The 7,565-nt window shown below is 67.3% G+C and carries 7 protein-coding genes and 2 pseudogenes; 3 read left to right on the top strand and 6 right to left on the bottom strand.

The features are described from left to right. Window positions 1-146: 146 nt before the first annotated feature. Window positions 147-290 (top strand): annotated as a pseudogene (locus ACIRJT_RS38415) (transposase); the annotation flags it as partial. A 123-nt stretch (window positions 291-413) separates the two neighbouring features. Beyond that, window positions 414-782: a hypothetical protein gene (locus ACIRJT_RS38410; RefSeq protein WP_403919173.1), complete on the top strand. Its 369-nt coding sequence runs from the start codon at window positions 414-416 to the stop codon at window positions 780-782. A 9-nt stretch (window positions 783-791) separates the two neighbouring features. On the opposite strand, the pseudogene ACIRJT_RS38405 reads toward ACIRJT_RS38410, so the two are convergent. Continuing rightward, window positions 792-1,653, bottom strand: a pseudogene (locus ACIRJT_RS38405) (IS5 family transposase); the annotation flags it as partial. Window positions 1,654-1,681: 28 nt separating this feature from the next. On the opposite strand from ACIRJT_RS38405, the gene ACIRJT_RS38400 reads away from it, so the two are divergent. Beyond that, complete coding sequence (locus ACIRJT_RS38400) at window positions 1,682-2,158, top strand: thiopeptide-type bacteriocin biosynthesis protein (RefSeq protein WP_403919172.1); 477 nt, start codon at window positions 1,682-1,684, stop codon at window positions 2,156-2,158. 270 nt (window positions 2,159-2,428) lie between these two features. Here the strand turns inward: ACIRJT_RS38400 and ACIRJT_RS38395 are convergent, their stop codons facing one another. From ACIRJT_RS38395 to ACIRJT_RS38375, 5 genes are all read right to left on the bottom strand, one after another. Continuing rightward, complete coding sequence (locus tag ACIRJT_RS38395) at window positions 2,429-3,835, bottom strand: methylaspartate mutase (RefSeq protein ID WP_403919169.1); 1,407 nt, start codon at window positions 3,833-3,835, stop codon at window positions 2,429-2,431. Next, complete coding sequence (locus ACIRJT_RS38390; protein ID WP_403919166.1) at window positions 3,832-4,266, bottom strand: cobalamin B12-binding domain-containing protein; 435 nt, start codon at window positions 4,264-4,266, stop codon at window positions 3,832-3,834. The genes ACIRJT_RS38395 and ACIRJT_RS38390 overlap by 4 nt, the downstream gene beginning before the upstream one ends. Window position 4,267: 1 nt before the next feature. Beyond that, window positions 4,268-6,115 (bottom strand): non-ribosomal peptide synthetase, encoded by a 1,848-nt coding sequence (locus ACIRJT_RS38385; protein WP_403919176.1) that lies wholly within the window; start codon window positions 6,113-6,115, stop codon window positions 4,268-4,270. Between the two features lie 186 nt (window positions 6,116-6,301). Continuing rightward, the gene (locus ACIRJT_RS38380) at window positions 6,302-7,252 is read right to left on the bottom strand and encodes a TauD/TfdA family dioxygenase (RefSeq protein WP_403919164.1); all 951 of its coding nucleotides are present in this window, start codon (window positions 7,250-7,252) and stop codon (window positions 6,302-6,304) included. Between the two features lie 81 nt (window positions 7,253-7,333). Further along, on the bottom strand, window positions 7,334-7,552 hold the full coding sequence (locus ACIRJT_RS38375; protein ID WP_403919161.1) for an MbtH family protein: 219 nt from the start codon (window positions 7,550-7,552) through the stop codon (window positions 7,334-7,336). Window positions 7,553-7,565 lie beyond the last annotated feature (13 nt).

Here is a 7,565-nt window from a genome sequence, read left to right as displayed (position 1 = left end):
CGGCCCCTGCACGACGCGAGTTCATTCGCCCTCATACCAGCAGGAAACCACCAACACGACCACTTGCCCAGAGATGTAACAAAGCCCTACTAGGAAGTGTCCGGCCGATCATGTGACTACTTCGGGCCCGATTCGTTGATGTGGACATGGGGCGGGGAGATCTCACGGATGCCGAGTGGGAACGGCTACGGCCGTTCCTGCCGGTCAGCAACAGGCGTTGTGGCAGATGGCGGGATCACCGGCAGGTGATTGACGGGATTCTGCACCGGGTGCGGACCGGGGTGCAATGGCCAGGCCACTGATGCCCGCCTCACTACCGGGCGCGGGCCCGACGGCCAGCTCACCGTGGGTCAGGGATACGCTGCCCGCCAGACTTCGCTGCGCAACGAGCGGATGTGACACAGGGGGCGGCGATGACGGAGTTCAGCAGCACGGGATGGATCGCTCTTTTCTCGAACCGGCAGGCGAATGTTGAGGGGTGGGACCTGGTGACCCGCATCGCTCTCGTTGCCGATACCGAGAAGGGCGTCCTGAAGCCGGTGACCGACTATCCGGACTTCCAGCGTCTGGCCTACGCGCACAAAGTGATCGGTGCGATACCAGCCTCTCCGGGGCACCGTGTGCACTGGGACGACTTTGAAGGCGGTGTCCCTCGTACCGAGGCGATCGTCGGCTGGTTGGTGACGGAGCGGGCTGGCATCCTGCCGTTGACAGCGGACGGCGCCACCGCCGAGGACGCCGACCTGATGCTGGCACCGGGCGAGCAAGCACCTTCCGCGTGATATCGGTACTCAGCTACGGAGCCAGATCATGAGGGCTGCGGCGGTGGCGGTGCCGAGGAAGACATTGCCGCGTTCGTCATAGCGAGTTGCGGCTGCCCGATGTTCCTTCAAGCGGTTGATCGCCCGTTCGACGGTGTTGCGCTTCTTGTACCGCTCTTCGTCGAAGCCGGGCGGGCGTCCGCCGCGTGAGCCTTTGCGTAGGCAGGTGGCCCGGCTGTCGGTCTTTCCGGGATCGTGTGCCCGATGCCCTGGCGCCGCAGATAGTTGCGGCAGGGCCCGTTGCTGTAAGCCTTGTCCGCCGCGACGCTGTCCGGTGCCTTTCGGGGCCTGCCCGACCCGAGCCTGGGGACACGAATCTTCTCCAGCACCGGCTGGAACTGGGTGCAATCGGCCCGCTGTCCCGGCGTGACGACCAGGGAGAGCGGGCGGCAGCGGCCATCGGCACTCAGGTGGAGCTTGCTGGTGAACCCGCCGCGCGAGCGACCCAAGCCCTCACCTCTTGCACCACCTCCACCAGCCGGGCGGCGAGGCGCTGCCCAGGCGTTTCGTTCTAATGTTCTGGCAGTTCGGCCCCCTTTGATGTCGAGGCCGGCGGCGGGTCAGTGCGGGCACCGGCCGCATGCTGGTGGGCGCGGACGATGGTGGAGTCGACCGAAATGTCCCAGTCGATCTCACCCGCGGCGTCGGCTGCAGCCTGGACCTGCTGGAGCAGGCGATCCCAGGTGCCGTCGGCCGACCACAGCCGGTGGCGTTCATAGACCGTCTTCCACGGCCCGAACCGCTCGGGCAGATCACGCCATTGCACCCCGGTCCGCACCCGGTGCAGAATCCCGTCAATCACCTGCCGGTGATCCCGCCACCTGCCACAACGCCTCATCCGGTTCACCGCCTGGAGCCGCGTGGAGGCCACCGCCGTGAAGCAACTCCCGGTGCTGACAGCCCAGGAGTCGGAACTCGCCCAGTGGTCCTTTCTGCGGAAGTCCCCATGCCGGCGGTTGCGCTACCGCCACGTCGGCCCGGACTCCGCGAAGGTCCTGGACACAGCTCCGGACGATCTGGTCGACGCGGGCTTCCTCGTCTCCTGGACACACGGCATCTACGAGCCGGAAGAAGCCGCCTTCGAGGGTCCGGCCGCCATGGAGATCGCGCACGCCCTGTTCCACTACGACAGCCGCCACGTGCTGAACAAACTGTCCCGCCAAGAGGCGGTGAGCTCGGGCGCCGCGAGCAAGCCAGCGCCCCCGGCGACGCCCTCCACCACCGACTTTCCCACAACCTCGCAGCCCTCACCAGACCACCCCCAGCCGAACGCCGCGTCTGGACACCCGAGGAAGCCGTGCACTTCCTGCACGACTGCCATCAGGCCGATCCACTGATCGCAGATCTGTGCGATGTACTCATCGGAACCGGCGTGCGCAAAGGTGAGGCATTACCGAGCCGCCTACACGCACACCACAATCGAACGGCCGACCACTACGGCCATAGACGATCCTGGACCCCTTCCGTCGGATTGCGGAGGAAGCGGACTTGCCCCACATCACCCTCCACGACCTCCGACACCTCGCCGTCCGAAAGCACTGGTCGGGACGACAGGATTCGCACCTGCGCCCCCTTGTACCCCAGTGGCGCCCTCGGACCGGCCCCGATCAAAACCCGATCGGCTGCCCGGCCACCCCCCGGGAATCGAACGGCGGCATCGTCGGCCGGTACGTAGGGGCCGGGTTCCCCGCGGAGCCCGTCATGCCGGCGATCGCGTCCCGGTCGTACTTCCTGCGTACGTAGGACAAGGCGTCCAGCAACTCGGCCGAGCCGACCTGCCTGGCGTCGCTCGATTCGACGATGTCGCCCAGCGGCAGGGAGCCGAGGTCCGCCCATCTGATGCGGCCGGTGTCGTCGAGGTAACTGCGGCAACGTCCTCGGTTGTCCGGGTGCAAGCAGTACGGGACGTCAAGGTATCCGAACCGAAATGCACGGGTGAGCGCCTTGCCGAGGTCGTCGTCGAGTTCCCGCACTGCCTCGATCAGCCGGAGAGCTTCGAGGTAGGTCTGGGAGTCGCCGGATTCCGGTGCTCTGGTGTCCTTGGGCTCGTCCGTGGCCCAGTGGCTCGTGACCGCGGCGGCGTACTCGAGGGCGGCCACGTTCTCCTCGATGGTGGGGATACGACTCGATTCGGACACCGTTTTGACGATCAGCCGTTCCGTTCCGGTGGACGCGGCCAGCACGGCGGCCTCTCCGAGCAGTCGGTAGGCGCCATTCACCGTAGTGGGATAGACACCCATGTACGTGTAGAGCACGACGTGCCACTCCGCATCCGGCAGAAAGCGGCCGCACAGGCGGCGCAGCGCCGCGATGGCTTCTCTGTTCTGCTCGGGACTGGGCTGCTGGGCGTAGCTGACCGAGATGCTGTGCAGCCCGTGCTGCCGGAAGAACATTGCCTCCAAGACGCTGATGGCGACCAGCAGGCTCGGTGGGCAGAGCTGTCCCAGCATGCAGCCGCCGAAGGTTTCGAGGTGCGGCCGGACACCGGATTCGCCGCTGTGTACCAGGAGGCGGCAGGATGCCTCCCAATTGCCCACGGACTCGGCCAAGGGTGTGCGCCCGTAGGGGAGGCAATACGACACCGGTCCCCCCTCGGTGGCGTTGAGGCCCGCGGCGAGCAGCGAGGTGACGATATCGGAGGGGGCGGCGGATCCGTGGCGTACCTGCACTGCGAAGGATTCCGACTGAACCCCGGCCAGTACGTCACGTGTGGTGGCGGCGCCGTGATGGGCGATGGGGTAACCGTTGAGGCCGACGCCTGCGGTCAGTGCTTCGGCCACCGCACGCAGGTCGCCGACCCGGGTATAGCTGTCAACGGTTATCGTGCCCGCCGCCGCGGCGACCGCCGCTTTGGTCGCGAGGAGGCCCGCGCGCATGGTTCCGGGATCGCTGAAGCCCATGCGGGGTTGCACGACGGTGCCTGCGGCCCGGTGCCGTTCTCTTACGAAGGAGCCGAAGTCAGGGGGAGGGTCTGCCGGAGGTGGGTCGGAGGGCAGTGGCCTGCCGCCGGTCATGAGACGACTCTTTCCGAGAGAGATGCGATGAAGCGGCAGAAGTCCGTCACAGCGTGAGGGCGGTCCGGGAAGACGGCGTCGAATCCGGCGTCGCGCAGGTCGTCGGCATGGTCCGGATCCGCTCCGGAGATACCCAGTTTTCCGCCGATGACAACCGGCAGTGCGGCGAGGTCCGCCGTCGCGCGGATGCGTGTGATCAGGCGCATGCCGTCCTGGTGGCCATGGCCGTTGACGCTGCTGAGGAGAAGCAGCCGGGGACGGTACAGGAGGCATGCGTCGACGATGGTTTCATCGGGGACGCAGGGGCCCAGGTTGACGGTGGGGTGGCCGAGCTCCTCAACGAGGAGTTGCAGGTAGATCAGGTTCCAGGTGTGCGCATCGGAGGCCGGCGCGGCGATGAGGACCGGGGGTGCGTCTCGTGCTGCCGACATGTCAGACCGTGATTCCCTTCGTCATTCCCGTCTCGGTTCCCGTCGTAGCTCCCGCTGCGTCGAGAAATGCGGTGAGCTCGGTGAGTGATGCGTCGTCGTCGAGCAGCATCCGCAGTGGCACTTCCACGCCGAATCCGGCCTGGCACCAGGCGAGGAGCCGGACGGCGGTGAGCGAATGTCCGCCGAGGGTGACGAACCCGACCTCGGCCCCGCAGGCCGGGGACGGGCGCAGCAGGCTCCACCACTTGTCGGCGAGGGTCTCCTCGCCCGGTCGCGATTCCGGCGGGTCCGTGCGGGGATCCGCTCTCCGACCTAAGGTGTCGCGCAGCTTCGCGCGGTCGGCCTTGCCGCTGCTGGTCAGCGGAATCGCGTCGGCCCACTGCACCGTTGCCGGAAGATAGGCCTGCGGCAGACGGTGGGCGAGGAAGGTGCGGAGTTCGGCGGCGGTCGGGGGCTCATGGCCCGGGGTGCGGTCCGGGGTCACGACCGCGGCCAGTTCCAGGTCGCCGTCGGGCGAGTGCTGCGGTACGACGACGGCCTGGCCCACTGCTGGATGCCGACAGAGAGCGTTCTCGATCTCGGCCGGTTCGATCCGTACGCCGCGCACCTTCAGTTGGTCGTCGATCCGGCCCAGGTACTCAAGTTCGCCACAGACGACGCGGACCAGGTCTCCGGTGCGGTAGCGGCGCTCACCGTCCAGGTCGGCGAAGACCGCGGCGGTAACCTCGGGGCGGCCCGCGTAGCCCAGCGCCACCGGTGTGCCGCCGATCCAGAGTTCCCCTTGCTCTCCCTCGGGCACGGGGTGACCCTGGTGATCGAGCACGTACAGGTCCGTGTTGTCGATGGGCCGGCCGATGAGAACGGGCTGGTGGGGCGGGAGCGGGTTGGGCACCGGCCAGTGCGTGACGTCGATGGCGGCTTCGGTCGGGCCGTAGAGGTTGACCAGGTCGGCCGCGATGACGCGCTGGAATCGCGCGGCCAGTCCGGCGGGCAGGGCCTCGCCGCTGCAGAACACCAGGCGCAGGGAGGAGCAGGCGCGTGCGAGGGCGGGGGTGGCCAGGAATTCGGCCAGCATCGACGGCACGAAGTGGCAGACGGTCACCTGGTGACGGCGTATGGCGTCGGTCAGTTCGCGGGGATCTCGTTGTCCGCCCTCCGCGAGGTACTGGCAGCGGGCACCGGTGATCAGCGGGAGGAAGATCTCCCATCCCGAGACGTCGAAGGTGCAGGGGGTCTTCTGAAGGACGACGTCATGTGGGCCCAGTGGATAGGCACGACGCATCCACGCGAGGCGGTTGCACAGCGCCTCGCTGCCGACCATCACCCCTTTGGGGGTGCCGGTGGAGCCGGAGGTGAACAGGACATAGGCCGGTCGGTCCGCCGGGACAGGCGCCAGGGGGCGGATGTCGGCGGAGCGGGGTGGTGCGGGGACAGCGAGCGCCTGCATGCCCAGGAAGGGGGCGCCCGGATCGTCCGGGGAGGCCGTGATCACGGCGGCCGCCTCGGTGTCGTCGAGCATCCGGGCCACCCGTTCGTCCGGCTCGTCCAAAGCGATCGGTACGTACCAGCACCCGGCTTTGAGCACCCCCAGAAAGGCGACGGCCAGATCGACGCTCTTGGCCAGGCACACCGCCACCGCCACGCCGCCCCCTTCGGTCGACTCGAGCAGGGCAGCAGCTAGTGCGTCGCTGGCGAGCTCGACGTTCCGGTATGTCAACGTCCGACCGTCGTCGGCACAGGCAATGCGGTCGGGCGTACGTCGCGCCTGTTCGCGTATCAGGCCCTGAATGCCGTGCGGGAAGAGCTCGCTGGATCCGGGCCCGGTCAGAGCTGGAGCGGAGAAGACCACACCGGGTGTACTGGTATTCGGTGTTGCGGCGGTGCGACTGGCTATGGCGGTGTTCTTGAGGATTTTCACGCGGCTGCTGCCTTTCTGACCGGTGGCCGGGCTCGATCCGCGGCATCGCGCCCGGCCACTTCATGTGAATGCGCCAGGTGCATGCTTCGTGTGCAGACGCACCCCTTCAGTTCCTTGTCATCGACCTGTCGGCGGTGGTGGATATGTCGGTGTGCAGTCGGCCAGGCGCACCGGATCGCCGAAGACCAGCCCGAGTGCGCGCTCGCCCACAAAGGGTTCGCGGCTGTGTGCCATACGGATGTTGTCGACCAGGAACAGGTCGCCGGACTGCCATGGCTCGCGGAGCGTCGCCGCCTCGTAGGCGTTCGCGATGGTGCCCACCGTCTCGGCGTCGAGCGGTTCGCCGTCTCCGTAGCATGTGGTGAACGGCAGTCCGTCCGACCCGAACTGACCCAGCATGAACTCGCGGACCGCGGGATCGAGATTCCATTCGCTGAGGAAGCCGACCTGGTTGAACCAGCAGCGTGCACCGGTGATCGGGTGGTGAATCACCGCCGATCGGCGCTGGTGGGTGCGCAGTCGGCCATCCGCACGCCATTCTGCCGTGATCCCGTTGGTCCGGCAGTATTCCTCTGCAGTGGCGCGGTCCGCGGCGTCGAATGCCTCCTGCCACGACAGGCCGACCAGGTTGTTGTACGAGCGGGTGAGTGTCCACCCTTCCCGTACGAACCGTTCCACCAGGAGCTCAGGAAGCTCGGCCAGAACCCGCTGTGCATCGGCCACGCCCGTCACACCGCCCCCCTCCGGTGCGGTGAAGCAGCCGATCACCAGCAGTCGGGGGAACTCCAGCGCGTGACTCAGCTCGTGATGCATACACATCGGCTGGTCCGCTGGCCATTCCAGGGAGGAGACGACATCCCCACCGAGCTGCTGCCGACGCGCGAACGCCTCCCGTTCCGGGGCCAGGCTGGTGGTGAGCCGCTCGCCGATCCGTTGCAGCGTGGCGGCCTCCCGTATTCCGAGCCCCCGTACCAGAACCGCGCCGTGGCGGAGAACAAGGTCGTCCAGTTCGGTCCGGCGGTCGGCGATCCAGTCCGCAGCATGCTCGGGTCGGACGGATTCGGTCACCCTGAGGAGGGGTGGTTTCCCGGGGGCGATCTCTACGTCCAGGCCGGTGGCCGCGGTTGTTCGGTCACGTGTGGCCATGTGTCAGGCTCCGGTCTCTTGCATGGCCTTGACCAGGCTAGCGGGGCGCATGTCCACCCAGTTCGCCTCTATGTATTCCAGGCAGGCGGCACGGTTGTCCTCCTGCTTCACGACCGTCCAGCCGGCAGGCACGTCGATGAAGGAGGGCCAGAGCGAGTGCTGGCCTTCATCGTTGATCAGGACTAGGTAGGTGCCGTCCGGGTTCTCGAACGGGTTCGTCATAGCTGCTCCTCTT

The sequence above is a fragment of the Streptomyces sp. NPDC102283 genome, assembly GCF_044766265.1.
Taxonomy (GTDB): Bacteria; Actinomycetota; Actinomycetes; order Streptomycetales; family Streptomycetaceae; genus Streptomyces.
The sequence above is the reverse complement of the archived record's forward strand: the minus strand, read 5'-3'. Positions and strand labels throughout refer to the sequence as shown.

Bases quoted from the DNA above. Each gene is read 5' to 3' on its own strand.
- ACIRJT_RS38410 (WP_403919173.1), top strand. From the start codon at position 414: ATGACGGAGTTCAGCAGCACGGGATGGATCGCTCTTTTCTCGAACCGG.
- ACIRJT_RS38390 (WP_403919166.1), bottom strand. From the start codon at position 4,266: ATGTCGGCAGCACGAGACGCACCCCCGGTCCTCATCGCCGCGCCGGCC.
- ACIRJT_RS38375 (WP_403919161.1), bottom strand. From the start codon at position 7,552: ATGACGAACCCGTTCGAGAACCCGGACGGCACCTACCTAGTCCTGATC.
- ACIRJT_RS38395 (WP_403919169.1), bottom strand. From the start codon at position 3,835: ATGACCGGCGGCAGGCCACTGCCCTCCGACCCACCTCCGGCAGACCCT.